Consider the following 23,661-nt stretch of genomic DNA (forward strand, 5'->3'; position numbering starts at 1 on the left):
GAGGTGGTCAACATGGGACTCCAGGAGTTCTGGTTCATCCTCGTCGCGGTGCTGTTCGTCGGCTTCTTCCTCCTGGAGGGCTTCGACTTCGGCGTCGGCATGCTGATGGCACCACTCGGTCGGATGGGCGCCGGGCCTCTTGCTCGCGGAACAACGCCGCTCGCCGAAGCCGGCGTCAAGGAGAAGCACCGGCGGGCGGTGCTGAACACGATCGGCCCGGTGTGGGACGGCAACGAGGTCTGGCTGATCACCGCCGGCGGCGCCATGTTCGCGGCATTCCCCGGCTGGTACGCCACGGTGTTCTCCGGGCTGTACCTACCGCTGTTCGTGATCCTGTTCGCGATGATCCTGCGGGTCGTCGCGATCGAGTGGCGCGGCAAGATCGACGACCCGAAGTGGCGCGCCTGGGCCGACATCGGGATCGCGGTAGGTTCGTGGCTGCCCGCGATCCTCTGGGGCACCGCGTTCGCGATCCTGGTGCGCGGCGTTCCGGTGGACGCCGACAAGCAGATGCAACTCGGATTCACCGATGTGATCAACCCCTACACCCTGCTGGGCGGGTTGGCCACCGCCGGCCTGTTCCTGTTGCACGGTGCGGCTTTCCTCGCCCTGAAGACCGCCGGCGAGGTGCGGACGAACACGCTGGCGTTGGCACGGACGATCGCGCTGCCGGTTCTCGGACTGGTCGCGGCATTCGGGCTGTGGACCGAAGCGCTCCACGGCAAGCCGTGGACATGGGCGGTCTTCGGAGTGGCCGCGGTCAGCCTGGTTACTGCGATCTTGTTGCTGCTGAAGGGGACTCACGACGGGTGGGCGTTCGTCGCGACCACCCTGACCGTCGTCGCGGTGATCGTCATGCTCTTCGGCGATCTCTACCCGAATCTGGTGCCGTCGACCCTGAACCCGGAGTGGAGCCTCACGATCCACAACGCTTCGTCGAGTCCGTACACACTGAAGGTCATGACCTGGGTGGCCGTAGTCACCGCGCCACTGGTGATCGCCTACCAGGCGTGGACCTACTGGGTGTTTCGCGCGCGCATCACCGCCGACCGGATACCGGATCCGATCGGGTTGCCGGGACGCGTGTCCTGACCGGATCCGCGCGCCGGGGACCCATCGACCCGAGACTCTGGCGGGTGTCGGCGTCCACCCGTCGGCACCTGGTTGCCACCGTCGGGTGCAGCGTCGTGATCAGTGTGTGTTCGATCGCCGCGGCGATCGTGCTGGCGCACCTTGTTGCCGGCGTGATCACCGAACCGGCGACGCGTAGCGTGCGGCACTGGGCCGTCTCACTGCTGATCCTGTTGGTGCTCTATCTGTTTCGCGCGCTGGGCACCTGGGTTCAGGCCCGACTCGGCCAGCGCGGCGCCGCGGCGACGATCACCGGGATCGCCGATGGCGTGCTGACCTCGGTGACCGCCGACGATCCCCGCCGGGCCGCGGAATTGCACGACGACGCCGCAGCGGTGCTGTTGCGTGGGCTCGACGGCCTGCGACCGTATTTCACTGCCTATCTGCCGGCGCTGTTCCAGGCGTTGATCCTGACCCCGGCGGCCGTGATCGCGATGGCCTGCTTCGACGTGCGGTCCGCCGTCGTGGTGCTGGTGGCGCTGCCGCTGATCCCGGTATTCATGGTGCTGATCGGACTGGCCACCGCCGATCGTTCGGCGGCGGCCCTGCAGGCGATGTCGACGCTGCAGTCCCGGTTGCTCGACCTCGTCGCCGGCATCCCCACCCTGCGCGCACTGGGCCGCGCCGACGGACCACGCGACCGGATCGCCGAACTCGGTGCGACCCATCGCCGTTCGGCCATGGCCACCCTGCGCATCGCCTTCCTGTCGACGCTCGTGCTCGAATTGATCGCCACCCTGGGCGTGGCGCTGGTGGCCGTCAGCGTCGGCCTGCGGCTGGTCTTCGGCGAGATCACCCTGGCCAATGGGCTCACGGCGCTGCTGCTGGCGCCCGACGTGTTCTGGCCGCTGCGCCGCGTCGGCGTCGAGTTCCACGCCGCGCAGGACGGAAAAGCGGCGGCCGACAAGGCATTTGCGCTCCTCGACCGCGACGGGGGCGTGCCCGCGGCTGGCGGGTCCGCGACCGTCGACGCCCGGGGCGCCACGATCCGGGTCGCCGGACTGTCGGTGGACGGGCGTGACGGACCGGCGCCGGCGGCGCTGACGGTCGACCTCGAGCCCGGCCGGCTGACCGTGCTCACCGGGCCCAACGGCGCCGGCAAATCGACCACCTTCCAGGTGATCACCGGCCTGACCCGGCCGAGTAGTGGAACCGTGCGCGTCGCCGGCGTCGACGTGACCGACCTCGACCTGCGCCGGTGGTGGGCGCAGCTGGCCTGGCTGCCGCAGCGGCCCGTCCTGATCCCGGGGACCATCGCCGAGAATCTCACGCTGTTCGGCGAGCTCGTCGACCTCGAAACCGCCTGCGCGGAGTCAGGTTTCGATGCCGTGATGGCCGGCCTCCCCGACGGTGTGCACACCCGCATCGGGCGCGACGGCGTGGGCCTGTCGCTGGGCCAGCGGCAGCGACTGGGGCTCGCACGGGCCCTCGGTTCCACTGCCCCCGTCCTCCTTCTCGATGAACCCACCGCCCACTTGGATGCCACCACCGAGTCCCGCGTGCTGCGCGCGCTCACCGCCCGTGCCCGCCGCGGCGACACCGTCGTCGTGATCGCCCATCGTCCGTCGGTGCTCGCCGTCGCCGACCACATCAGCGAGGTGGGTCAGCGTGCGCACGTCTGAACCCCTCGTCGCGGCGCTGCGGCTATTGCGGCCCCGGATGTCCCGCCTACTGCTGGCCATCTCGTTCGGCATCGTGTCCCTGGGCAGTGCGCTGGCACTGGCGGCCGTATCCGCCTGGCTGATCACCCGCGCCTGGCAGATGCCGCCGGTGCTCGATCTGTCGATCGCCGCAGTGGCGGTCCGGGCGCTGGCGATCACCCGCGGGGTCATGCACTACTGCGAACGGCTCGCCTCGCACGACACCGCCCTACGGGCAGCATCGAACGCCCGCGCGGAGATCTACGGCCGGCTCGCGGACCAACCAACGGCCCCCGCCGCCCGGCTCTCCGGCGGTGATCTCGCGGGCCGACTCGGCGCCGACGTGGACGAGGTGTCGGACGTCCTGGTGCGCGCGATCCTGCCGATTGCGGTGGCCGCGGTCCTCTCGGTCAGCGCGGTGGCCGGCATCGCGCTGATCTCCGCGCCCCCGGCGGCCGTCCTGGCCGGCTGCCTGCTCGCCGCCGGGGTGGGTGCGCCGTGGTTGTCGGCCCGGGCGGCGACCCGCGACGAACGCGTGGCCCGGCTGCAGCACGCCGGGCGCGACGATGCGACGATGCTGGCCCTCGACCATGCCGCCGAACTCCGGGTCAGCGGCCGGCTCCCGATCGTCATCGCCGAAGCCGCACAGCACCAACGGGATTGGGCCCGGGCGACCGACCGGGCGGCCATTCCCGCGGCATTCGCGGCCGCCGTTCCGGTCGCCGCCGTCGGGATCAGCGTGCTGGGTGCGGCCGTCGCCGGGATCGCGCTGTCCGCCGCGGCCTCCCCCATGACGGTGGCCATCCTGATGCTGCTGCCGCTGTCGGCCTTCGAAGCCACCACGGCGCTGCCGGCGGCGGCCGTCTCCCTGACCCGCGCGCGCATCGCCGCGGCCCGGCTCGTGCCGCTGAGCCTCGAGACGGTGACCCGGAGGCCCTCGGCCGGGCCGGTTCCCGCGCACGCGACCCTGCGGGCCGATCTGCACCCCGGCCCGCCGGTGGAGTTGCCGTCCGGCGCGCGGCTGGCCGTCACCGGCCCCAGTGGGGCCGGGAAGACCACGCTGCTGATGACGCTGGCCGGGCTGATCGCCCCCCGCGCGGGGTCGGTGACCCTCGCCGGGACCCCACTGTCCAGCTACGACGACGCCGCACTGCGGTCCGCGGTCACGTTCTTCGCCGAGGACGCCCACATCTTCGCCACCACCGTGCGCGACAACCTGCTGGTGGTCCGTGGTGACTGCACCGACGCCGAGATCCTCGGCGCGCTGGGCGCCGTCGGGCTGCGGGACTGGCTGGATGCTCTGCCCCACGGTCTGGCGACCGTCCTCACCGGCGGTGCGGCAGCGGTGTCGGCGGGCCAGCGGCGCCGGTTGCTCCTGGCCCGCGCGCTGTTGTCGCGCAGTGCAATCGTCCTGCTCGACGAACCGACCGAGCATCTCGATGCCGACAGCGCCGATGCCATCCTTCGTGAGGTGTTCACCCCTGGGGCGCTCTTCGACGCCGATCGCACCGTCGTGGTCGCCACGCATCACCTGCCGCCCGATCTTGGCTGTCCACGCCTGAACGTCGATCCGGACAGGTACCCTGGCTGCCAATCCGCCGCATCAGGACTGACGGGAGTGTTACGCCATGACTGAACCAAGCGATCCGGCCGCCACGCCGCAAAATCCCACGGAGACTTCGGGTCCTGCGCCGTCGGCGCCATACGGGGCGGGCACGCCACCCCCGGGATACCCGCCGAACTATGCGGCCGGACCGTATCCCGGTGCCTATCCGCCGCCGCCGGCCCCCGGCGGCTACCCGCCCGCACCGCCGCAGCCCTACGCGGGCTACGGGGCCCCCGTGCCGGCCGCTCCGAAGAATGGCCTGGGCATCGCGGCGTTGATCCTGGGCCTGCTGTCGTTGCCCGCCGTCTTCAGCGTCGTCGGCGGTTTCGCCCTCGGACTCCTCGCCGTCATCCTCGGTTTCGTGGGACATCGCCGGGCCCGCTCCGGTGAAGCCACCAACGGTGGGATGGCCATCGCCGGCGTCGTGCTCGGCATCCTCGGCATCGTCGTCAGCGCGGTGATGATCGCGGTCGGCGTCTGGGGCTTCAACAAATTCGGTGGCCGCGACCTGATGGACTGCATGCGCGACGCCGGCAACGACACCTCGGCGCAGCAGCAGTGCCAGGACGAATTCCGCGGCAATCTGGAGAACCAGTTGAGCATCACGCTCACCCCGACGCCATAGCCGGCGCGCCGGCAGATTTCGCCGAGCGCGACGTAATGGCGTGCGCTACTCGATCTTTCGCGCCCAAACGTACGTTTCGGCGTATTCAGCGCTTGGGGAAGTGTTTGACGATGCCCTCTTGGACGGCCGTCGCCAACAACTGACCGGCGGCGTCGAAGAAGTGTCCGGTACCCAGGCCGCGCGAGTCGGCCGCCACCGGTGACGTCGTCGAGTACAGCACCCACTCGTCGAACCGGACCGGGCGATGGAACCACACCGAGTGGTTCACCGTCACCGCGAAGATCCGGTCGTGGCCCCACGAGAGACCGTGCGTGGTGATGATCGAGTCGAGCACCGTGGTGTCCGACGAGTAGACCAGCGCGGCGTTGTGCAGCACCGGATCGTCGGGCATGACGCCCTCGGTGGTCATCCACACCCGGTTGTGCGGCAGCCGCTCCCCCTTGTCCCGCATGATCCAGGCCGGGTCGTTGGTGTAGCGCCATTCGATGGGCCGCAGGGCCTCGACGAACAGCGGCACCGTCTGCTCATAGCCGACCAGCAGGTCGTCGATCTTCGCCAGCCCGTCCGGCGGTGCGACCTGCGGGGCGGGCACCCCGTGTTCGAGGCCCCGGCCGCCCGACAGGTAGGAAATCAATGCCGTGGCCAACAACTGGTCACCCTGGACCACGTCCACGCGGCGGTTGGCGAACCGCCGCTCGTCACGCAACCGGACGACCTGGAACTCGAGGTCCTGGGTCGGATCACCGCCGGCGATGAAATGCACCGACAGCGCACTGGCCGGCAGGCTGGGGGCGACCGTTCGGCTGCCCGCGACCAGCGCCTGGGCCATCATCTGACCGCCGAAGGTCCGAATCGGATTCTTGGACGGATGCGTACCGAAGAAAGTGTTCTCGTCGGCCCGCCGGAGGTCCAGTACGGCCAGCAGCTCCGCGAAGTCCGAAGCTGCCGGCAACATGTCTCCTCTAGTGGTCGTCCTCCCCGATCCGGTGCACATGGATCAGGTTGGTCGAGCCTACTGTGCCCGGCGGAGCGCCCGCGACGATGACCACCAGGTCGCCCCGCTTGTAGCGGCTCATCTGCAGAAGTTCGCGGTCCGCCCGCCGGATCATCTCGTCCGTCGATTGCATTCCGTCCACGATGAAGGTCTCGGTTCCCCAGGTGAGCGCCAACTGGGACCGGACCTCCGGCAGCGCGGTGAACGCCAACAGCGGCAGCGGGGTATGCAGCCGGGCCAGCCGCCGCACAGTGTCGCCGGACTCGGTGAAGGCCACCAGGGCCTTGGCGTCCAGTCGCTCCCCGATATCGCGGGCGGCGTAGGAGATGACCCCGCGCTTGGTGCGCGGCACATGCGTCAACGGCGGTGCGGCGGTGGAGTTCTCCTCCACCGCCGAGATGATGCGCGCCATCGTGCGGACCGCGTCGAGCGGATACTTGCCCACCGAGGTCTCCCCCGACAGCATCACCGCATCGGTGCCGTCCATGACGGCGTTGGCCACGTCGGAGGCCTCGGCCCGGGTGGGCCGCGAGTTCTCGATCATCGACTCCAGCATCTGGGTCGCCACGATCACCGGCTTGGCGTTCTCCCGCGCCATCTGAATGGCGCGCTTCTGGACCAGCGGCACCTCTTCCAGTGGCAGCTCGACGCCCAGATCGCCGCGGGCCACCATGATGCCGTCGAAGGCCAGCACGATCGCCTCGAGGTTCTCCACCGCCTCCGGCTTCTCCAGCTTGGCGATCACCGGCACCCGTCGGCCCACGCGGTCCATCACCTCGTGCACCAGCTCGACATCGCTGGGTGAGCGCACGAACGACAGTGCGACCAGGTCCACACCGAGATTCAGTGCGAACTCGAGGTCCTCGATGTCCTTCTCCGACAAGGCCGGCACCGAGACGTTCATCCCCGGCAACGACAGGCCCTTGTTGTTGCTGACCGGTCCGCCCTCGGTGACCGAGCAGACCACGTCGGATCCGTCGACGTGCTCCACCACCAACGCGACCTTGCCGTCATCGACCAACAGCCGGTCCCCGGGTGCCGCGTCCCGGTTCAGACCCTTGTACGTGGTGCCCACCCGATCGTGGTCGCCGACGACGTCCTCGACGGTGATCCGCACGGTCTCGCCGGTCTGCCACCTGGTGGCTCCCTCGGCAAACCGTCCCAACCGGATCTTGGGCCCCTGCAGATCGGCCAGGATGCCGACTGCCCGGGCGGTGGCGTCGGAGGCCGCACGGACCCTGTCGTAGGCCGCTTTGTGGTCGCTGTAGTCACCGTGGCTCATGTTGAGCCGGGCCACATCCATGCCCGCATCGACCAGTGCACGCACCATCTCATCTGTGCCGACGGCAGGTCCGAGGGTACAAACGATCTTTCCGCGTCTAGTCACGACGCCTCAGCATAGTCGCGGGTCGTAACCATCTCGACCGATACAGTTGCCGGCACGGATTGTCCACATGAAGTTCGCAACGTCGTCGTCTATACGGTCGTCATCTATACGACCGCCAGCGGCAGCGCCGACGGCCGCACCGGTGCCGGAAGGTCGGACTCGCCCATCAGGAACACATCGACGGCGTGCGCCGCACTGCGCCCCTCGGCGATCGCCCAGACCACCAGCGAGGCGCCGCGGTGGGCGTCACCGCAGACGAACACCCCCGGTGCGGTCGTCTGCCAATCCGATCCGCACGCCAGCGCGCCACGCCGGTTGAGTTCCAGGCCCAGACCACCCAGCAGCGGCATGTGTTCGACTCCGTCGAAACCGATGGCCAGCAACGCCAGGTCGCACGGGATCTGCAGCGACTCACCGACCGGCGTGATGGTGCGCCGCCCGGTCCCGGGGTCTCGCGTCACCTGGACCTCGGCGATCTCCATGGCCCGCAGGTTGCCGTCCTCGTCGCCCACGAATCGCTGAACGGCGACCTCGTAGCGCCGATGCCCGCCCTCGGCGTGGGCCGGGGAGGTCCGCAGCACCAGCGGCCACGTCGGCCACGGCGACACCGAATCGTCGCGCAGCTCCGGTGGTTCGGGGTTGTAGTCGAGTTGGGTGACCGACGCCGCACCCTGGCGGTGCGCGGTGCCCAGGCAGTCCGCGCCGGTATCGCCGCCGCCGATGATCACGACGTGCTTGCCGGCGGCGCTGATGGGTGACGGTCCGTCGCCCTCGCATTCCCTGTTCGCCGGCACCAGATGTTCCATCGCCAGATGTACGCCGTGCAGGTTGCGGCCTTCCACGTCGTTGTCCCGGCCGCGCAGCGCACCGACGGCCAGCACCACCGCGTCGAATCGGTTGTGCAACTCCTCCGCCGAAAGATCAACGCCCACTTCGCAATCGGTGACGAACCGGGTACCCTCCGCCCGCATCTGCGCCAGCCGCTGATTCAGCGTCGACTTCTCCAGCTTGTACTCGGGAATGCCGTAGCGGAGCAGACCGCCGAGTCGGTCGTCGCGCTCGTAGACGGTGACGTGGTGCCCCGCGCGGGTGAGTTGTTGTGCCGCAGCCAGTCCGGCCGGGCCCGAACCCACCACCGCGACGCTCTTGCCGGTCGAGATCGCGGCCGGTTGGGGTTCCACGGAGCCGTCGAGCCACGCCTGGTCGACGATGGTCTGTTCGATGCGCTTGATGGTGACGCTGCCGCCGGTCTGCTCCTCGGCGATCGACAGCACGCAGGCCGCCTCGCACGGCGCCGGACACAACCGCCCGGTGAACTCCGGGAAGTTGTTGGTGGCATGCAACCGCTCACTGGCGGCGTCCCATCGCCCGCGCCGAACGAGGTCGTTCCACTCCGGGATCAGATTGCCCAGCGGGCAACCCGCGGTTCCGGAATGGCAGAACGGAATCCCGCAGTCCATGCAACGCCGGGCCTGCTGGCTCACCTCGGCGGCCCGCGCATGCGCGTCCTGCGCCTCGTAGACCTCACGCCAGTCGCCGACGCGTTCGTCGACGGGCCGCTTGTGGGCCTCGACCTTGGTCACCTGAAGAAATCCCTGCGGGTCAGCCACGGGTCGCCTCCATGATCGCTGCGTCGACGTCGCGGCCCTCGGCCCTGGCCATCCGGGTGGCCCGCAGCACCTTCTGGTAGTCGGTCGGCATGATCTTGGTGAACTGCGCACTGCGCCGCGGCCAGTCCGCCAGCACCGATGCCGCCACCGTGCTGTCCGTGAAATGCGCATGGCGCGCGACGATCTCGCGCAGCCACGCCAGGTCCTCGGGTTCGAGGCGCTGCAACTCCACCATCGCCGTGTTCACCTGCTTTGGGTTCAGGCCAAGTACGTACGCGATACCGCCGGACATGCCCGCTGCGATGTTGCGCCCGGTCGGGCCGAGCACGACCACCCGGCCACCGGTCATGTACTCGCAGGCGTGGTCGCCGACGCCTTCGGTCACCGCCAGTGCGCCGGAGTTGCGCGCGCAGAAGCGCTCACCCACCCGGCCGCGCAGATACACCTCGCCGGACGTCGCGCCGTACATCAGGGTGTTCCCGGCAATGACGTTGTCCTCGGGCAGGAACAGCACGTCGTCGGGTGGACGCACCACGATCCGCCCGCCCGAGAGTCCCTTGCCGACATAGTCGTTGGCGTCGCCGACCAGGTCGATGGCTATGCCCGGCGGCAGGAACGCACCCAGTGACTGGCCGGCCGAACCGGTGAGCCTGACGGTGATGGTGTCGGCCGGCAGGCCCTGTGCCCCGTAGCGCCGGGTGACCTCCGAGCCCAGCAGCGTGCCCACGGTCCGGTTGACGTTGCGGACGGGCAGTTCCAGCACCACCGGATGGGCGTCCTCGAGAGCACCCTCGGCCAGCGCCACCAGAGTCTGGTCCAGGGCCTGGTCCAGACCGTGATCCTGCTCGCGGACCCGCCGGCGTTCGGGGTACTTCGCCCCGGGTGCGTCGCCGGGAACGGCGAACAGGCGGCTCAGGTCCAGCCCCTTGCTCTTCCAGTGCGCCACCCCGTCGGCGGTGTCGAGCAACTCGGCGTGCCCGACGGCCTCGTCGATGGTCCGGAACCCCAACTGCGCCAGGTACTTCCGGATGTCCTCGGCGATGAACCGGAAGAAGTTCTCGACGAACTCCGGTTTGCCGTTGAACCGGGCCCGCAACTCGGGGTTCTGCGTGGCCACTCCGACCGGGCAGGTGTCGAGGTGACAGACCCGCATCATGATGCAGCCCGACACGATCAGCGGGGCGGTGGCGAAGCCGTACTCCTCGGCGCCCAGCAGCATCGCGACCATCACGTCGCGCGCGGTGCGCATGCCACCGTCGCACTGGACGGTGATCCGGTCGCGTAATCCGTTGAGCACCAGCGTCTGCTGCGTGTCGGCCAGCCCGATCTCCCATGGCGCGCCGGCATGCTTGAGCGAGGTCAGCGGGGCTGCGCCCGTGCCGCCGTCGTAGCCGCTGATCAGCACCACGTCCGCGTGCGCCTTGGACACCCCGGTGGCCACGGTGCCGACACCCACCGAACTGACCAGCTTGACGTGGATGCGCGCATCGGCGTTGGCGTTCTTCAGATCGTGGATCAGCTGAGCCAGATCCTCGATCGAATAGATGTCGTGGTGCGGCGGCGGTGAGATCAGACCCACACCCGGGGTCGAATGCCGGGTCTTGGCGATGCTCGGGTAAACCTTGTAGCCCGGAAGCTGGCCGCCCTCACCGGGTTTGGCACCCTGGGCCATCTTGATCTGAATGTCGGTGGCATTCACCAGGTAGTCGCTGGTGACGCCGAACCGCCCGGAGGCCACCTGCTTGACCGCACTGCGCAGCCGCGGATCGTAGAGGCGTTCCACGTCCTCGCCACCCTCACCGCTGTTGGACCGCCCGCCCAGGTTGTTCATCGCGATAGCCATCGTCTCGTGCGCCTCGGCCGAGATCGAGCCGTAGCTCATCGCGCCGGTGTTGAATCGGGTACAGATCGCATCGACCGACTCGACCTCGTCGAGCGGAACCGGTTCACGGACACCGGTCCGGAATCCGAACAGGCCACGCAGCGTGCCGCCCTCGCGCGACAACCGATCGACCTCGTCGGTGTAGTTCGCGAACACGTCCGCACGCCCGGTGCGGGTCGAATGTTGCAGCAGGAACACCGTTTCGGGGGTGAACAGGTGCAGCTCACCGTCGCGGCGGAACTGGTACTCCCCGCCGACGGACAGCCGGCGGTGCGCCCGCTCGGTCGGGTTCTCCGGATAGGCGCGGCGATGCCGGAACCTGACCTCGTCGGCCAGCACGTCCAGGCCCACGCCGCCGAGTTGGCTGACGGTACCCTCCAAGTACTCGTCGACCATCGCCTGGTCCAGGCCGATCGCCTCGAAAGCCTGTGCGCCGGTGTAGGAACCGACGGTGGAGATGCCCATCTTGCTCATCACCTTCATCACGCCCTTGCCGAGCGCCTTGAGGTAATTGCGCACCGCCGCAGCGGGCTCGATGCCGGTCAGCTCACCCTCGCGGATCAGGTCCTCGATCGACTCGAATGCCAGATATGGGTTGACCGCCGCGGCACCGTAGCCGATCAGCAGGGCCATGTGATGCACTTCGCGGGCGTCACCGGTCTCCACCACCAGCGCGACCTTGGTGCGCTCCTTGGTCCGCACGAGATGGTGATGAACGGCCGCCACCGCCAGCAGCGACGGGATGGGCGCCAGCGTGTGGTCGGAGTCCCGGTCGGAGATCACCAGCGTGCGAGCGCCTCTGGCGATGGATTCCGATGCCCGCAGCCGCAGATCCTCGAGCGCCTCGGACAGACCGGTCCCACCGCGCTCGACGTCGTAGAGGCCCTTGAGCACCGCCGTTCGCAGCCCGGGGTGGTCGTCGTCGTCGTTGATGTGGACGATCTTGTTCAGTTCGTCGTTGTCGAGAATCGGCCAGGGCACGTGGATCTGCCGGCAGGAGGCCGCGGTGGGGTTGAGCAGATTCTGCTCCGGTCCCATTACGCGCGCCATCGAGGTGACGATCTCCTCCCGGATGGCGTCCAGCGGCGGATTGGTCACCTGGGCGAACAGTTCGATGAAGTAGTCGTAGAACAGCCGCGAGCGCTGCGACAGCACCGCGGTCGGGGTGTCGGTGCCCATCGATCCGAGAGGCTCGGCGCCGGATGCCGCCATGGGCGCCAGCATGATTCGCAGATCTTCCTCGGTGTAGCCGAAGGCGATCTGGCGTCGGACCACCGATTCGTGGTTGGGATGCACCCGCGCACGCTCGGGCAGCGACTCGAGGGTCAGCAGTCCGGCGTCCAGCCACTCGCCGTAGGGTTCGGCTGCGGCCAGTTCATCCTTGATCTCCTCGTCGGGCACCAGCCGGCCCGCTGACGTATCGACCAGGAACATCCGTCCCGGCTCGAGCCGGCCCTTGGCGACCACCTCGGCCGACGGCACATCGAGCACCCCGGCCTCACTGGCGAGGATGATCCGGTCGTCGATGGTGCGCCACCACCGGCCCGGCCGTAATCCGTTGCGGTCCAACACTGCTCCCACGACGGTGCCGTCGGTGAAGGTGACGCAGGCCGGCCCGTCCCAAGGCTCCATGATGGAGGCGTTGAACTGGCAGAAGGCCCGCCGTTGCGGGCTGATGGTGGCGTTGTTCTCCCAGGCCTCCGGGATCATCATCATCACCGCGTGCGGCAGACTGCGACCGCCGAGGTGCAACAGTTCCAATGTCTGGTCGAACGATGCCGAGTCCGACGCATCGGGGGTGCAGATCGGCGAGAGCCGCGACAGATCGCCACGGATGTGCGCGCTGGCGAGCATCGCCTCACGGGCGTGCATCCGGTTCCGGTTCCCGCGAACGGTGTTGATCTCGCCGTTGTGGGCGACGAAGCGGAACGGGTGGGCCAGGGGCCACGACGGGAAGGTGTTGGTGGAGAACCGGCTGTGCACGATGGCGATGGCACTGGTACACCGCTCGTCGGCCAGGTCCGGGAAGAAGTGCGACATCTGTGGCGCCGTCAGCATGCCCTTGTAGGTGATGGTCCGACTGGACAGCGACGCGAAGTAGACGCCCGTGCCGGCGGCCGCGACGTCCGGGGTGACATGACCGGCGCGCTTGCGCACCGGGTACACCAGCCGGTCGAGCGCCAGCCCCGCCGGGCGCACGCCGTCGCGTTCCGGTGCGGCCACGAACAACTGGGCGAAATGGGGCATGCAACCCAGCGCGGTGGGTCCGATGTCGGCGCCCTCGGCGTCCACGGGCACCGTGCGCCAGCCGAGCACCTCGATGCCCTCGTCGGCCGCGATCGCCTCCACTCGCGCCATCGCCGCGGTTTGGGCGTCCGGGTCCTGCGGCAGGAAGCAGATGCCCGCGGCGAAGGTGTTCGCGTCCCCGATCGGCGTCGGAAGTTCGAAATCGACCACGGCGCGCAGCAGCTCGACAGGCAGCTGCAGCAGGATGCCGGCACCGTCACCGCTGTTGGGTTCGGCGCCCGCGGCCCCACGGTGTTCGAGGTGTTCGAGGGCCTTCAGGCCGTCGGCGACGATGCTGTGCGAGCGGCGACCCTTGATATCGGTGACCATCGCCACACCGCATGAGTCGCGCTCACGCTCGGGATGGTAGAGACCCTGGGCCTCAGGCAGCGCCGAGAACAGCATGTACACGCACCTCCGCAGCATGACCGCGGTAGCGAGAGTTGTTGTGCTGAAGGGCTTCTTGTCCTCAGGCAGGTCCGCAGTCGGTGTATCGATACGGGACTGCGTCGGCCCGCGAGCGACGTGGGCGAGCACCGTGGGTGCTGCGAACGCCGTGTTCAGAGTGTATCAGCGGGACGACCCGGCTACCCGTCGAGAATTGTCGGCACCAGCGGGAAGCCTGGCAGGTTCCGCATGACGGTCCACACGACGGTCAGCGCGACCAATACGGTCACCGTCACCGGACCGAACACCGCCCGCCCCTGCCGCATCCTCAGCAACACCCAGAACGCCAGACTGGGCAGCCCGACCAGCAGGAAGACGTTGTCGACGACGGCAGCAGAGAGGTCACCGTGCAGCAGATCGTGCACCATTCGGAGGCCCCCGCAGCCCGGGCAGTTCCAGCCGGTGGCCAGCTTGAACGGGCAGCCCGGGAATGCCGATCCGGGGCGGTGCGGGTCCACCACACCGACGTAGGTCAGGGCGCCCAGCAGCACACCGCCGGAGCCCAGCGTCGTATAGAGCTGGGCTCTATTCAGCACAAGGTGGGCTTTATGCGCCATTGCGCAATGGACGCCCTTGAGCGTCGCGGACACTACCGCCGAAAATCATGATGGCGTCCACGATGCCCCAGATCACCGGGACAAGCGCTGACAAGCCACATGTCAGCCAGGACAACAGCCAAGTACAAACCAATCCGACAACCAGTTGCATAACGCCGGTAGTTGTTTGGCCGACGTAGAGCCGCCCGAATCCCAGGAGCCCGAACAGCCCGATGAGCTGAAGCAGGCCCGCGATCACCTTGGACTTGTCCGAGAACGGTTCGCCGGTTATCGGATCCCGGCCGAACGGTGCGGCCGGATCGAAGTAGACGCCCGGCGGTGGCGCGAACGCGTACGGATCCTGCGGCGGCGGATAGTAGGGCCCGGGCTGCGGTGGCGGCGGCGGATATCCCGGAGGCGGGGGTGGGGGGAACCCGTCGGAGGGGTTCGCACCGTAGTTCGGATCCGTCATGGCATCAGCATGCCAGACCGGCCGCCCGGCCCAGGGACGTCAGCGCCGCCGACGGAACAGACCCCGGCGCCGGGGCGCAACGGGTTCCTCGGTCTGCTCGACCTCGGGTTCCGGCTGTTCTGCTTCGGGCTCGGCATCGGCGTCCGGCGCAACCTCGGGTTCCGGGGTGTCCTCGGCCTCGGTGACCGATTCCTCGGCGCCCTCCACCTCACCGGCAGGCTCCGCGGCATCCTCAGGGACCGGAGCGTCTTCAGGCGCAGCTTCCGGTGCGTCCTCGGGTTCCGGGGTGTCCTCGGCCTCGGTGACCGATTCCGCGGCGCCCTCGGGTTCCGGTGCGTCCTGGGATTCCGCAACGTCGTCGGCCTCGGTGACCGATTCCTCCGGATCCTCCGCGTCAGCTTCGGCAGGCGTTTCGTATGCAGCTTCGGCCGTGTCAGTTCCCGTATCGGCGGCCTCGTCCGAGGCATCCTCGATCACGGTCGATGGGTCGGCGGAGTCTGCCTCGGCTGCCGCGTCGTCCTCGTCCGCCACCTCGTCCTCGAGCAACTCCTCCTGCTCGGACACTGGCGCCGCCACCGCAACATCGTCCGACAGACCTTCGAGTTCTTCTTCGCTGATCGGGTCGTGGTCCTCGTCGATGACGTCGTCCTCGGCGTCGTCGGCGGACTCCACCTCGACACCCGGGGCGATTACCTCGGTCTCGACCACGGCTTCGTCCTCGGCGTCGGGCTCGACATCGTCCGCATCCTCGCCGACGAAATCCTCGGCGGCGAACTCGTCCTCTGCCTCGGACGCGCCCGAATCATCGAGCGCCTCGAATTCGTCGACCGACTCCGATTCGTCCGCGGAGTCGAGCAGGTCCAGATCGGCGTCCTCGTCGCGGGCCGTGACATCGAGCGCCCCGCTGTCCTCGAGATCGAAGTCCTCGGCCTCCTCGGACGCGTCGTCCGCGTCCCCGGCGGCGTCCGGGTCGGCAGCCTCCTCGTCCTCGGCGCCCGCGACGGTCGCCGCGGCCACCACGCCGGTCCCCGCTGCGACCGCGGCCAGCTCCGCGGCCAGCGCCGGGGCCAGCTCCGGCTCGTCGTCGAACTCGTCCGCGTCATGCCGGCCGCCCAAGCTGCTCGGGTCTTCCCGGCCCTTCTTGGCGAGGATCAGGTACACCACCGCGCCGAGGAAGACGAAGGTCGATGTGAACGAGTTGATCCGGATTCCGGCGATGTGTGTCGCGGTGTCGTCGCGCAGCAGTTCCACCACGAACCGGCCCACGCAATACAGCGCCACATAGAGGGCGAACAGCCGGCCATGACCCATCTTGAACCGGCGATCGACGAGGAGCAGGACCACGAAAACCAGGAGGTTCCAGAGCAATTCGTACAAGAAGGTCGGGTGGACCACCGCGGCCACCTGACCGGTCGACACCCCGTTGAGCGAGTGCACGTCGATGATCCCGGAGGGATCCTGCCGGTAGAAGATCTGCATCCCCCACGGAACCGTGGTCTCGCGGCCGTAGAGCTCCTGGTTGAAGTAATTGCCGACCCGGCCGATCGCCTGCGCAAGGATTATCCCCGGCGCGATCGCATCTCCGAACGCGGGCAGCGGGATTCCGCGGCGCCGGCAGGCGATCCACGCCCCGACGCCGCCGAGCGCCACCGCGCCCCAGATGCCCAGGCCGCCGTCCCAGATCCGCAACGCGGCCATCGGGCCGGCGCCGCCCGGACCGAAGTAGGTCCTCCAGTCCGTCATCACGTGATAGAGCCGGCCGCCGATCAGACCGAACGGCACGGCCCACAACGCGATGTCGTAGATGACGCCCCGCTCACCGCCCCGGGCGACCCAACGCCGATCGCCGACCAGCAGCGCCGCGATGATGCCGACGATGATGCACACCGCGTAGGCCCGAATGGGAACGGGACCCAGGTGCCAGACGCCCTGTGCGGGGCTGGGGAAATAGGCCAGGGTTGTCGTCGTCACGCGCTCACCCGCTGTCGCACTCCTTGCGCAAGTTCCGCCGTCAGGGCGCTCACTGCGTCGACGCCGCCGTCCAACGCGGACACCAGCGCCGAGCCCACGATCACGCCGTCAGCATAGGACCCGATCTCGGCAGCCTGCTCGCGCGACCGCACGCCCAGGCCCACCCCGACCGGAATGTCGGAGATCGCCCGGACCCGTGCGACGAGTTCGGGCGCCGCGTTGGACACCGCGGCGCGGGCGCCCGTCACACCCATGGTGGAGGCGGCGTAGACGAACCCGCGCGAGGCGGCAACGGTCATCGCCAGCCGCTCCGGGGTGGACGACGGGGCCACCAGGAAGACCCGGTCCAATTGGTGGTGATCGGAGGCGGCCAGCCAGGTATCGGCCTCGTCCGGAATCAGATCGGGCGTGATCAGACCCAGCCCGCCGGCGCCGGCCAGGTCCCGCGCGAACGCGTCGACGCCGTAGCGCAGCACCGGGTTCCAGTACGTCATGACCACGGCGTGACCGCCGGCCGCGGTGATCGCCTCGACCGCGCGCAGGGCATCCCGAACCCGGACACCGCGGCTCAATGCCGTCTCGGTGGCGCGCGCGATGGTGGGACCGTCCATCCCCGGATCCGAGTACGCGATGCCGACTTCGATGATGTCGCAACCGGACCGGACCAAGGCGACCATGGCGTCGATCGAGGTGTCCACGTCGGGATATCCGGTGGGCAGGTAGCCGATCAGCGCGGCACGATTCTCTTCTCGGCAGGCAGCGAAGATTGGTGCCACACCGCGGGTTTCACTCATCGGTGCCGCCGTCGAGCAGACCGAACCACTTTGCCGCCGTCGCCACGTCCTTGTCGCCCCGGCCGGACAGGTTCACCACGATCACCGCGTTCTCGCCCAGCTCGGTGCCGAGTTGGAGCGCACCGGCGACGGCGTGGGCCGACTCGATCGCCGGAATGATTCCCTCGGTGCGGCACAACAGACGGAAGGCCTCCATCGCTTCGCTGTCGGTCACCGGCCGGTACTCCGCGCGGCCGATGTCCTTGAGGTAGGCATGCTCGGGGCCGACGCCGGGGTAGTCCAAACCCGCTGAGATCGAATGCGATTCGATGGTCTGGCCGTCCTCGTCCTGCAGCAGGTAGGAGTACGACCCCTGGAAGGCTCCCGGCGATCCGCCGGTGAAGGTCGCCGCGTGCCGGCCGGTCTCCACGCCGTCGCCGGCGGCCTCGAAGCCCACCAGTCGAACACCCGGGTCGTCGATGAAGGCGTGGAAGATGCCGATCGCGTTCGATCCGCCGCCCACGCAGGCGGTTACGGCGTCGGGCAGTCGATGGACGCGCTCCTGGATCTGGACCCGGGCTTCGAGGCCGATGACGCGCTGGAAGTCGCGCACCATCATCGGGAACGGATGCGGCCCGGCGGCGGTGCCGAAACAGTAGTAGGTGGAGTCCGCGTTGGTCACCCAGTCCCGGAACGCCTCGGTGATCGCGTCCTTGAGGGTTGCCGACCCGGTGTCGACCGACACCACCTCGGCGCCGAGCAGTCGCATGCGGGCCACGTTGAGGGCCTGACGGGCGGTGTCGACGGCGCCCATGTAGATGACGCACTCGAGATCGAGCAAGGCACACGCGGTGGCAGTGGCCACGCCGTGCTGACCCGCGCCGGTCTCGGCGATCACGCGCTTCTTGCCCATCTGGCGCGCCAACAACGCCTGCCCGAGCACATTGTTGATCTTGTGAGATCCGGTGTGGTTGAGGTCTTCTCGCTTGAGGAACAGTCGAGCCCCGCCGGCGTGCGCGGAGAGCCGGGTGGCCTCGTACAGCGGCGACGGGCGACCGGCATAGTTGGCCTGCAGCTCGTCCAGGGTGTCGAGGAACTCCTGATCGGCACGCGCCTTCTCGTAGGCAGCGGTGACCTCCTCGATCACCGCCATCAACGCCTCGGCGACGAACCGCCCGCCGTACGCACCGAAGTGCCCGCCCGAATCGGGTTCATGACCGCTGGGCTCCACGATGCCCGCACTGGCGGGCGGGAGACCGGGGTTCTTCGGTTCGGCCACCGGGCTAGCGGGCCGGCTTGGGGCAGGACGGATGGGTGCCCGCGGTGACCAGATCCGCCACCGCGCTGCGGGGATCACCACTGGTGACCAGACCTTCACCCACCAGGACCGCATCGGCCCCGGCGCCGGCGTAGGCCAGCAGGTCGCCGGTGCCGCGCACCCCCGACTCGGCCACGCGGATCACGTTGGAGGGCAGCCCCGGCGCGATGCGCGCAAAGCAGTCCCGGTCGACTTCGAGGGTCTTGAGATCACGCGCGTTCACGCCGATGACCTTGGCGCCGGCCTGCAGCGCGCGGTCGGCCTCTTCCTCGGTGTGCACCTCGACGAGTGCGGTCATCCCCAGCGACTCGGTGCGATCCAGCATCGACTCGAGGGCCGACTGCTCGAGCGCGGCGACAATCAGCAGCAGCATGTCGGCGCCATGGGCACGGGCCTCGTGGATCTGGTAGGGCCGAATCACAAAGTCCTTGCGCAGCACCGGAATCGACACGGCGGCGCGCACCGCGTCCAGGTCGTCCAGCGAGCCGTTGAACCGGCGCTCCTCGGTGAGCACGCTGATGATCCGGGCGCCCCCGCTCTGATACGCGCGTGCCAGGTCGGCGGGATCGGGGATGTTGGCCAACTGACCACGGGACGGGCTCGCGCGCTTGACCTCGGCGATGACGGCGATCCCGGGCTGGCGCAGCGCCGCGACCACGTCGCGGGGCGGTGGCGCCGCGTGTGCCGCGGCCTTCACGTCCGCCATGCTCACGACGGCTTCCCGGGCGGCGACGTCTGCGCGGACTCCTTCGATGATGGAGTCGAGAACCGTCGCCGAACTCATGCCCGCCGCCCCTTTCGCTCGTGGCCCTCGCTGATCGTGATGTCGAAGAATCGCCGAGATTTCCGTTTACAAAGGGTAGCCGCCGTGGCGGGCTGCCCCGTCACCGACCCTCTGCAGTCGGATCCTGCCCGTCGTCGAGCGCATCCCACAGTCGGCGCTCCGACACCTCGGACGCGTCGGTGGCGTCGTCGGCCTGCGCCGGGGCCGAAGCGGACCGGGCGGCCGACCGTCGCGCCGACGGTGTCACGTACTTGTCGGAGGTCACGGCACCCCCGCGGGCGCGCGCGGCGGCGCGCATCAAGATGGCCGCGGCAACCAGCGCCAGCACCGCGGCGATCAACGCCAGCACCGCGCCGCCGTACCGGCGTTCGCTGCCCACCAGGAACATCACCGGTATCCCCGCCAACTCGGCCGCCCGCGCCGACACATCGGGAACCACCCACTGGGCGATCGCCAGATAGCCCGCCGCGGCACTGGCCAGCGCCACCAGCAGCGCCAGCACCCGCAGCGGCCAGCCCCGGATCGCCAGTCCGGCAACCGCGGCGGCCACCAGCAGCAGCGCGAGCGGGATCAACGCCGTCGACCAGGTACCGCCGCTCAACGTCGTGGTCCTGGGCTGCCCCAGCCCGTCGAAGGTCGTGATCGACACCCAGGGCAGCCGGGCGGCCCCCCACAGTCCGAGTCCGGCGAGCACCAAGAGCAGCTGGGCGGTCCGGATGAGCCGCCGCGCCTTGTCAGTCATCGGATTCCCGAGCCGCGCCCGCGGCCGTCAGCGTCTGGGCCGCCGCGACGGCAGCGAGCACCGCCTTGGCCTTGTTGGTGGCCTCGTTGTACTCGTAGGGCCCGTTCGAATCGGCGACCACGCCGCCACCGGCCTGCACATAGGCCGTGCCGTCGCGCATCAGCGCGGTACGGATCGCGATGGCGAAGTCGGCGTCGCCGGCGAAATCCAGGTACCCGACGACACCGCCGTAGAGGCCGCGGCGGGTCTTCTCGACCTCTTCGATGAGTTCCATGGCCCGCACCTTCGGGGCGCCCGAGAGCGTCCCGGCCGGGAAGCAGGCCGTCACGGCGTCCAGTGCGGTGCGGCCGTCGGCGAGCATTCCCGTGACGGTGGAAACCAGGTGCATGACGTGGCTGTAGCGCTCGATGTGGCTGTAGTCCTCGACGCGCACGGTTCCCGGGACGCAGACCCGGCCCAGATCGTTGCGGCCCAGATCGACCAGCATCAGGTGCTCGGCGCGCTCCTTCTCGTCCTCCAGCAGGTCCTTGCCGAGCAGCTGATCCTCCTCCTCGGTGGCGCCGCGCCAGCGGGTGCCGGCGATCGGATGCGTGGTGGCCCAGCCATCCTTGACCTGGACCAGCGCCTCGGGGCTGGACCCGACGATCGAAAAAGCCGTCTCCCCAACATCATTGGGAATATTGAGCAGATACATGTACGGGCTCGGATTGGACACCCGCAACATCCGGTACACGTCGATCGGATCGACGTCGGTGTCCATCTCGAAACGCTGGGACGGCACCACCTGGAAGGCCTCGCCGGCCTCGATGTCGCCGACGAGCTTCTCGACGATGGCGGTGTACTCCTCGACCGTGCGCTGCGAGCGGTGCACCGCGGCCGGTCGGGTGAACGTCGCCACCGTCGACGGCAGCGGCTGACCCAGCGCATTGGTCATGGTGTCCAGGCGCCGGATCGCATCGTCGTAGGCCTCGTCCACGTGTGCGTCGGTGCCGTTCCAGTTCACCGCGTTGGCGATCAGGGTGATGGTGCCCTCATGGTGATCCACCGCAGCGATGTCGGTGGCCAGCAGCATCACCATGTCCGGCAGCTGCAGGTCATCCACGGCGAGTTCGGGCAGGCGCTCGAGTCGGCGCACCAGGTCATAGGCGAAGTAGCCGACCATCCCACCCGACAGCGGCGGCAGATCCGGCAGCCCGGCCGTGGCCAGCAGGTCCAGCGAGTCACGCAACGCCTGCAGGGGATCACCGCCGGCGGGCGCGCCCTGCGGGGTGCTGCCCAGCCACACCGCCTCGCCGTCGCGCACGGTCAGCGCCGACGGGGCGCCCGCACCGATGAACGACCAGCGCGACCACGACCGTCCGTTCTCGGCCGATTCGAGCAGGAAGGTGCCCGGACGGCTATCGGCCAGCTTGCGGTAGGCCGACAACGGGGTCTCGCTGTCGGCGAGCACCTTGCGGATCACGGGGACCACGCGGTGCTCGGCCGCCAGGGCGCGGAAGTCGGCCCGCGTGGTGGTGATGTCCTCTAACACCCGGTCATTCTCCCAGACCGGCCCGCGAGGTCATCCTCGTCGCCCGGTTCCCCCGCGGGGCCTGCGCATGACGCCGGGCCTCGCACTCGCGGAACGACACCGCTCGCCGAACCCGGCGGGCGCATCACGCCGGGCCTCGCACTCGCGGAACAACACCGCTCGCCGAACCCGGCGTAGCGTGACCCACCATGAAACGAGGCGATCGTGTCGACGACTTTGTGCTGCCCGACCAGACCGGCACCGACCGGCGATTCAGCGAGATTCTTGCCGGTGGGCCCGTGGTGCTGTTCTTCTACCCCGCCGCGATGACACCGGGCTGCACGAAGGAGGCCTGTCATTTCCGTGACCTGGCCGGCGAGTTCGCCGCCGTGGGCGCCCAGCGGGTCGGAATCAGCATGGACAGCGTCGACAAGCAGGCGCAGTTCGCCGACAAGCAGCGCTTCGACTACCCGCTGCTCTCGGACGCCGACGGCCGCATCGCCGACCGGTTCGGGGTCAAGCGCGGATTGCTGGGCAAGCTCATCCCGGTCAAGCGGGTCACGTTCGTGATCGACACCGATGCCACGGTTCTCGACGTGATCGCCAGCGAGACCTCGATGGACAGCCACGCCGACAAGGCGCTCGAAACACTGCGTGCGCGAAAGTCCGCCTGATGGTTCGCATCCACGTCGAACGCACCATCGCGGCGCCACCGGACCAGGTGTTCGCCTGGTTGGCCGACCCGGCCAATCTCACCGCGGCGCGGTTGATGCTGAAAGCCGGCTGGCGTGCGGACGCGCCGGGCCCGCGGGTGGGCGCCGTCCGGGAGGCCTTCGCGGCCGGGATGTGGTTCAACGAGGAGATCACGGCCTACGACCCGCCGCACAGCTACTCCTATCTGATCGTGAAAGTCTTTCCGCCGCTGGATCATCAGGGCGGCACGATGACCTTCACGCCGTCGGGCACCGGCACCCACGTCGACTGGGAAACCACCTATACCCATCCTGCAGTGGCGGGCGGCCGATTCACCGAGGCATTGACATCACGGGTCCTGCGCCAGGGATTCGAACAGATCCTGGCCGGTTGCGCGAAGGCGCTCGAGACCTAGCGGAATCATGATGACCGAACCCGTCCTGCGTCTGTCGGACGTGACCTTCCGCCGCGACGGCAAACAGATCATCGACGGCATCTCACTGACGGTGCAGCCCGGTGAGCACTGGGCACTGCTCGGACCGAACGGGGCCGGCAAGAGCACGCTGCTGGGTTTCTGTGCGGCCGTGACCTTTCCGACCAGCGGCACGGTGCAGGTACTCGGCGAGCAGATGGGGAAGACCGACCTGGCCCGGCTGCGGCACTCGATCGGTCACGTGAATCCGCGGCACAAGCTGCACAGTGCGCTGACGGTCCGGGAAGTGGTGCTGACCGGGATAACTGCGACCATCGACATCCCGATGCGTTGGACGCCCTCGCCGGACGAGCTGGCCCGGGCCGACGCCATGATCGCCACCGTCGGGATGACCGCACGTGCCGACGACACCTGGCCCACCCTGTCCCAGGGCGAGCGCGGACGCAGTCTCATTGCGCGAGCACTGATTTCGGCGCCCGAGCTGTTGTTGCTCGACGAGCCCACGACGGGGCTGGATGTCGCGGCGCGTGAACAACTGCTCGAGACCGTCGACTCCATGGGCGATGCGCACCCGGAGATGGCGTCCATCCTGGTGACCCATCACCTGGAAGAGTTGCCGACGTCCACCACACACGCGCTGCTGATCGCCAACGGCCGCACGGTGGCCAGCGGCGCCGCCGTCGACACCGTCACCACCGCAAACGTGACCGCGGCATTCGACCACCCGATCGACGTCAGCTACACCGACGGCCGCTGGGGCGCCCGCACCAAGGCCACCCGCATCGAGGTCTGACGACAGCCAGCGAGCGTCCGCGTTTGTA

19 protein-coding genes are annotated in these 23,661 nt (G+C 68.9%); 7 read left to right on the plus strand and 12 right to left on the minus strand.

Features of this window, described 5'->3' with window-relative positions; translation table 11 throughout:
- Nucleotides 1-12 precede the first annotated feature (12 nt).
- From cydB to U0R18_RS03665, 4 genes are read left to right on the plus strand one after another with little or no spacing between them, the layout of a single operon-like run.
- Nucleotides 13-1,092 (plus strand): cytochrome d ubiquinol oxidase subunit II, encoded by a 1,080-nt coding sequence (cydB, locus tag U0R18_RS03650; RefSeq protein ID WP_526366026.1) that lies wholly within the window; start codon nt 13-15, stop codon nt 1,090-1,092.
- Between the two features lie 44 nt (nt 1,093-1,136).
- Entirely contained in the window at nt 1,137-2,753 is a 1,617-nt protein-coding gene (cydD, locus tag U0R18_RS03655; protein ID WP_526366028.1) for a thiol reductant ABC exporter subunit CydD, read from the plus strand.
- Nucleotides 2,740-4,407 carry a thiol reductant ABC exporter subunit CydC gene (gene cydC, locus U0R18_RS03660; RefSeq protein WP_526366030.1) on the plus strand — a complete coding sequence of 556 codons (1,668 nt, stop codon included), beginning with the start codon at nt 2,740-2,742 and terminating at the stop codon, nt 4,405-4,407. Before cydD ends, cydC begins: the two co-directional genes overlap by 14 nt.
- Complete coding sequence (locus U0R18_RS03665; protein WP_526366032.1) at nt 4,400-5,002, plus strand: DUF4190 domain-containing protein; 603 nt, start codon at nt 4,400-4,402, stop codon at nt 5,000-5,002. Before cydC ends, U0R18_RS03665 begins: the two co-directional genes overlap by 8 nt.
- 85 nt (nt 5,003-5,087) lie before the next feature.
- On the opposite strand, the gene U0R18_RS03670 is transcribed toward U0R18_RS03665, so the two are convergent.
- The 12 genes from U0R18_RS03670 to U0R18_RS03725 all read right to left on the minus strand — a co-directional run bounded on the left by U0R18_RS03670 (nt 5,088) and on the right by U0R18_RS03725 (nt 21,735).
- Complete coding sequence (locus U0R18_RS03670) at nt 5,088-5,954, minus strand: acyl-CoA thioesterase II (RefSeq protein WP_526366034.1); 867 nt, start codon at nt 5,952-5,954, stop codon at nt 5,088-5,090.
- A gap of 10 nt (nt 5,955-5,964) precedes the next feature.
- Entirely contained in the window at nt 5,965-7,383 is a 1,419-nt protein-coding gene (pyk, locus tag U0R18_RS03675; RefSeq protein ID WP_526366036.1) for a pyruvate kinase, read from the minus strand.
- 104 nt (nt 7,384-7,487) lie between these two features.
- On the minus strand, nt 7,488-8,993 hold the full coding sequence (gene gltD / locus U0R18_RS03680) for a glutamate synthase small subunit (RefSeq protein ID WP_526366038.1): 1,506 nt from the start codon (nt 8,991-8,993) through the stop codon (nt 7,488-7,490).
- On the minus strand, nt 8,986-13,566 hold the full coding sequence (gltB, locus tag U0R18_RS03685) for a glutamate synthase large subunit (protein ID WP_526366040.1): 4,581 nt from the start codon (nt 13,564-13,566) through the stop codon (nt 8,986-8,988). Before gltB ends, gltD begins: the two co-directional genes overlap by 8 nt.
- Before the next feature lie 182 nt (nt 13,567-13,748).
- Nucleotides 13,749-14,165, minus strand: coding sequence for a DUF2752 domain-containing protein (locus U0R18_RS03690; RefSeq protein WP_526366042.1), 417 nt, complete (start codon nt 14,163-14,165; stop codon nt 13,749-13,751).
- Nucleotides 14,155-14,616, minus strand: a complete 462-nt coding sequence (locus U0R18_RS03695) for a hypothetical protein (protein ID WP_526366044.1) — start codon at nt 14,614-14,616, stop codon at nt 14,155-14,157. Before U0R18_RS03695 ends, U0R18_RS03690 begins: the two co-directional genes overlap by 11 nt.
- Nucleotides 14,617-14,655: 39 nt before the next feature.
- Nucleotides 14,656-16,587, minus strand: a complete 1,932-nt coding sequence (gene lgt / locus U0R18_RS03700; protein ID WP_526366046.1) for a prolipoprotein diacylglyceryl transferase — start codon at nt 16,585-16,587, stop codon at nt 14,656-14,658.
- Complete coding sequence (gene trpA, locus U0R18_RS03705; protein ID WP_526366048.1) at nt 16,584-17,381, minus strand: tryptophan synthase subunit alpha; 798 nt, start codon at nt 17,379-17,381, stop codon at nt 16,584-16,586. Before trpA ends, lgt begins: the two co-directional genes overlap by 4 nt.
- Nucleotides 17,374-18,639 (minus strand): tryptophan synthase subunit beta, encoded by a 1,266-nt coding sequence (gene trpB, locus U0R18_RS03710; RefSeq protein ID WP_526366050.1) that lies wholly within the window; start codon nt 18,637-18,639, stop codon nt 17,374-17,376. Before trpB ends, trpA begins: the two co-directional genes overlap by 8 nt.
- 4 nt (nt 18,640-18,643) lie before the next feature.
- Nucleotides 18,644-19,462 carry an indole-3-glycerol phosphate synthase TrpC gene (gene trpC, locus U0R18_RS03715; RefSeq protein WP_526366052.1) on the minus strand — a complete coding sequence of 273 codons (819 nt, stop codon included), beginning with the start codon at nt 19,460-19,462 and terminating at the stop codon, nt 18,644-18,646.
- Nucleotides 19,463-19,562: 100 nt separating this feature from the next.
- Nucleotides 19,563-20,204 (minus strand): TIGR02234 family membrane protein, encoded by a 642-nt coding sequence (locus U0R18_RS03720; RefSeq protein ID WP_526366054.1) that lies wholly within the window; start codon nt 20,202-20,204, stop codon nt 19,563-19,565.
- Nucleotides 20,197-21,735: an anthranilate synthase component I gene (locus U0R18_RS03725; RefSeq protein WP_526366056.1), complete on the minus strand. Its 1,539-nt coding sequence runs from the start codon at nt 21,733-21,735 to the stop codon at nt 20,197-20,199. The genes U0R18_RS03720 and U0R18_RS03725 overlap by 8 nt, the downstream gene beginning before the upstream one ends.
- A 188-nt stretch (nt 21,736-21,923) precedes the next feature.
- Between U0R18_RS03725 and U0R18_RS03730 the strand changes: the two genes are divergently transcribed.
- The 3 genes from U0R18_RS03730 to U0R18_RS03740 are packed head-to-tail and all read left to right on the plus strand — an operon-like array spanning nt 21,924 to nt 23,633.
- Nucleotides 21,924-22,388, plus strand: coding sequence for a peroxiredoxin (locus U0R18_RS03730; protein ID WP_526366058.1), 465 nt, complete (start codon nt 21,924-21,926; stop codon nt 22,386-22,388).
- Nucleotides 22,388-22,822: an SRPBCC family protein gene (locus tag U0R18_RS03735; RefSeq protein ID WP_526366060.1), complete on the plus strand. Its 435-nt coding sequence runs from the start codon at nt 22,388-22,390 to the stop codon at nt 22,820-22,822. The genes U0R18_RS03730 and U0R18_RS03735 overlap by 1 nt, the downstream gene beginning before the upstream one ends.
- A 10-nt stretch (nt 22,823-22,832) precedes the next feature.
- Nucleotides 22,833-23,633 (plus strand): ABC transporter ATP-binding protein, encoded by an 801-nt coding sequence (locus U0R18_RS03740; RefSeq protein ID WP_526366062.1) that lies wholly within the window; start codon nt 22,833-22,835, stop codon nt 23,631-23,633.
- Nucleotides 23,634-23,661 lie beyond the last annotated feature (28 nt).

The sequence above is a fragment of the Mycobacterium sp. genome (assembly GCF_046330795.1).
Classification (GTDB): Bacteria; Actinomycetota; Actinomycetes; order Mycobacteriales; family Mycobacteriaceae; genus Mycobacterium.